Genomic DNA, 3,398 nt, shown 5'->3' with positions numbered 1-3,398 from the left:
TTGTCACAAGAGATGTTGGCCCAATAGATGTTGGCTCCAGAGAGGTTGGCTCCAGAGAGGTTGGCTCCAGAGAGGTCTGCATCGGAGATGTTTGCATCAGAGAGGTTGGCTCCAGAGACGTTGGCTCCAGAGAGCTTGCTATATTGTAGGTGGGCTTTTTGGAGGTTGGCACGAGAGGCTCGTTGGAGGTTGGCAAAAATGAGGTTGGCTCCAGAGAGGTTGGCTCCAGAGAGGTCTGCATTAGAGAACTGGGCTGCTTGGAGGTTGGCTCCAGAGAGGTCAACTCCTTGGAGGTTGACATTGTCTAATGTGATAACAGATTTTTCAATTAATATTAGCTTTGCCTCAGATAAAAACTTTATTAATAACTTCTTACTATCCCTATTCTCGCCTAGTTCATATAGTGTAGACAAAGTTCTCACTCGTGCAATTATTTGAGGTATTTGAGATTTAGTTGGGACATAAGATTGATCTTTATTAGAATCGAGTAGATTGTCCTTGGTTATAAGGTGAGTCATTTGGTCGAAATATTTCGATAATAAATCTTGACGATAGTGTTCCTCAGCAATTTCTTGCTGTTTTTGATTTGTCGAATTTGTAAAGTTTTGACCACCAAGGAATATAACAATAGGAATAGATATTCCAGCTGCTAACTGCAAGTAGTCCCATAATTTTTTCTCAGCAATTCCAGTCCATTTCCAAAACCGTGGTAGAGTTGATAGACGGAATTTAATAAAAGATATTTTTAACGCGTGTTCGCAATAAATTTCAAACAAAGTGCGGTATTCTTCTAACGTCATATCCCATTCTTTTGCTTCCTTTACCAACAGGTAATTCCGTTGAAAAGCGTTACGACCACTTAAAATCTTGTCAAAACTTTCTTCCAATCTTTCCAAGCCTTCTGGAGCTTCTTGTACTCCAGCCTTGGGTTTTGATTTTGATGAATTCATACTTATTTTAGCTCTTTACATTTAATTCCTATCGCATCTTTTAAATTTGTTGTCTTATTTATAGTGGCTTCACATAGATTAGCTCCATGTAAATCAGCTCCACCTAGATTAGCTCCTCTTAAATCAGCATTATTCAACTTAGCATTAGTCAGAATAGCCTTAATCAACTTAGCCTCCTTCAAGTGAGAGCCAATTAAATTAGCATTATTTAAGTCGGCTCCATTTAAGTCAGATCCAATTAAATTAGCATTATTTAAGTCAGCCCCATTTAAGTCGGCTCCATTTAAGTCAGTATTATGTAAGTCGCATTTGGGACATTTATGGGTGATGATTAATTTTCGGACGTTATCGTGAACTTCACCTTGATTTTTAGCCTCAGATACAGATACAAAAACTAACACTGTTAGGAGTGCTGTAACAGCTAAAATTAATAAACTTATCCCTTTCCAGATCTTCATAAATCAAATTAAAATTATTTAAAGTATGGTTCTCTAACTAAGTAGGTAGGTAGGCGAGAAAATTTATAACTATGTCATTGCGAACGGAGCGAAGTGAAGTGAAGCAATCGCAAGGGTTTCGAGCGTTTTACAGTTCGTTACATAGTTAGGTTTATTTACTCCTACCTACTTATTGTTCCATTAGGTAGTCTTGCTCCTTTTAACTTAGCACCAGATAAAATTACGTTTATCAAGTTAGCACCCAGTAAATCAGCATCTCTTAAATCAGCATCTCTTAAATTAGCATCTCTTAAATCAGCACCTCTTAAATCAGCACCTCTTAAATCACATCCTGGGCATTGATGAGTGGTTATTAATTGCTTGACATGGTCAGCGTTATAGGCTTTAACTGAAGTTGGAATTCCTATTACGATTGAGAATACTATAGCCGCAGAAATTTTTGGATTCATATTTCTCTTTGTTGATATAAAACGTGAAACCGTTGGAAACGGAGTTCTAATAGTAGTGGTGGGAGTTACGCCTCACCAAGGCAAACGGGAGAGCCATTTACAGGGCAAAATTGCACATCTTGCCAAATTTGTCAATGCGTAATAGCCCTTTCAAGGTGGTGGAATAGGGAACGAACATTGGTCATTTCAACCGTCAAAAGGTTTAATTTTTCAGAACAGAAGTCAGGAAGAGTACCCCGAAACAACGTGTCTTGGTTAGCCACCTTGAAAGGGCTAGTCCTATAAATATTGCAGAGGCTGCCTTATTAATTGACTGATTTCCCCAAAAACGATAGCTGGTCAATCAAAATTTTGCACGGTAGAACCAAGCTTTCACCCCTAATCGTTACCAGTTACCAAGCAAATCATTAGCATCACTTTAAGGAATTTCTCAAATTAAGTCGCACATTTTCTTGCGACTTAGAGCAAAATCTTGCTATTTTTCTTGCGAAACTCTTTAGGGTTCATCCCTGTGCATTGGCGAAAATACTTGGCAAAATGACTCGGATTTGCAAAACCACACTCGAATGCTATGTCTGTAATTGTTTGTTCTGGGTCTTTTAGCAAATGCTTTGCCCATTCCACTCGTTGGTGAATTAAGTATTGATGGGGAGACATTCCAGTTGATCGCTTGAATAGGCGGCAGAAGTAGTACTGGCTCATACTGAGTTCATTAGCGATTTCACTTAGGGATAAATTTTCACCCAAATGCGACTGAATATACTCAATGACTTGCTTTAGCTTTTGCCTAGATAAGCCATCCTCATATTCTCGAAAACAATGGTTGCGGGTAGAGTAACCGCGCAGCAGATGAGCTGCCATCGCCGTCGCCATTACATCGGCGTAGAAACGACTGCCAGCCGCATCTACTTCTAAACTTGACTTAAGTGCTAGACCAATCTGTGCGATCAATGGATCGGCTTTTTTCGGTGTCAGCAATAGTTCGACACGATCAGGGTTCACCGACTCATAGGCAATCTCAGCCAGAAATTTTGGCTCTAGATAGCAATGAATCAATTCCATTCTTTCAACAGTGGTATGACAACGGAGCTTATGAGGTAAATTAGCAGGAAACAGCTCAATACAGCCACTTGAAAAGTCTTTTTCTTTATACGAAATCGTCTGCCAATGTCCCTCTATAACAAGTTCTAGATCAACTACTTGATGCCCAACTGGAATAACAACAACATGTTGAGAGTTGGATATTTCAGGGATATCAACCGAGGGAATCCGACAATGGGCTAGCTGAATGCTATTCCAATTTTGTTGAAAACTGTCGAGTAGTGGCGGATTAGATACCAGATCAGACCAGTCAACACAGTCAATTAGTAAATGTTGCTTTACAGACATCATCGACTCCTTCAGATAGTGGTTTATATGGCAGTCTCACCCCAGTTTTTATTCACCTCTGACAGATACAATTCCAATTACACTGTCACCCAAAAACAAAGCAAGTTAACTATTTAGTATCAGGCAACAGGGATGCTCGGCTGACTTTTCAC

The 3,398-nt window shown here is 39.5% G+C and carries 4 protein-coding genes; all 4 read right to left on the bottom strand.

Going from position 1 to position 3,398, the window contains the following annotated elements; genetic code table 11:
* The coding region (locus G4P69_RS36355; RefSeq protein ID WP_208354735.1) for a pentapeptide repeat-containing protein at positions 1-950 on the bottom strand (950 nt) is incomplete at its 3' end.
* Positions 951-952: 2 nt separating this feature from the next.
* Positions 953-1,408 carry a pentapeptide repeat-containing protein gene (locus G4P69_RS36350; protein ID WP_208344478.1) on the bottom strand — a complete coding sequence of 152 codons (456 nt, stop codon included), beginning with the start codon at positions 1,406-1,408 and terminating at the stop codon, positions 953-955.
* Between the two features lie 161 nt (positions 1,409-1,569).
* On the bottom strand, positions 1,570-1,857 hold the full coding sequence (locus tag G4P69_RS36345) for a pentapeptide repeat-containing protein (RefSeq protein ID WP_208344479.1): 288 nt from the start codon (positions 1,855-1,857) through the stop codon (positions 1,570-1,572).
* A 459-nt stretch (positions 1,858-2,316) separates the two neighbouring features.
* A complete protein-coding gene (locus G4P69_RS36340) occupies positions 2,317-3,249 on the bottom strand; it encodes a helix-turn-helix domain-containing protein (RefSeq protein WP_243902604.1) in 933 nt (310 codons plus the stop codon).
* Between the last annotated feature and the right edge of the window lie 149 nt (positions 3,250-3,398).

The organism is Aetokthonos hydrillicola CCALA 1050 (assembly GCF_017591665.1).
GTDB lineage: Bacteria > Cyanobacteriota > Cyanobacteriia > Cyanobacteriales > Nostocaceae > Aetokthonos > Aetokthonos hydrillicola.
Note: the sequence above shows the minus strand (reverse complement) of the source record. Positions and strands in the feature narration are given on the sequence as shown.